Genomic DNA, 247 nt, shown 5'->3' on the forward strand with positions numbered 1-247 from the left:
GGGAGGAGTGGCTCGCCTACCTCGGGGAAAACCCGAAGTCCCCGGAAGGGGCGAGCCTGATGCACCTCACCCCAAGCCCCGTCCTGGGCTGGATGCCCGAGTACCTCTCCCAGGAGGACCTCCACTACCAGGCCGAGGCCCTGGCGGCGCAGTACAGAAGGCTCGGCCTCGTGGGCAAGAAGGTGCTTGGGGCCTTCAGCTAACACGTCTTTGCGGGTGGGGGGATCTTCCAACAGGGTCCTTGGGG

Annotated in this window: 1 protein-coding gene; it reads left to right on the plus strand. The window is 66.4% G+C overall.

Annotated features, from left to right (window positions below; genetic code table 11):
• Nucleotides 1-203, plus strand: a 203-nt coding sequence (locus MFF64_RS39155) for a hypothetical protein (protein WP_238194084.1), incomplete at its 5' end; no start/stop codon positions are given.
• Nucleotides 204-247 lie beyond the last annotated feature (44 nt).

Source organism: Methylobacterium frigidaeris, assembly GCF_022179185.1.
Lineage (GTDB): Bacteria > Pseudomonadota > Alphaproteobacteria > Rhizobiales > Beijerinckiaceae > Methylobacterium > Methylobacterium frigidaeris.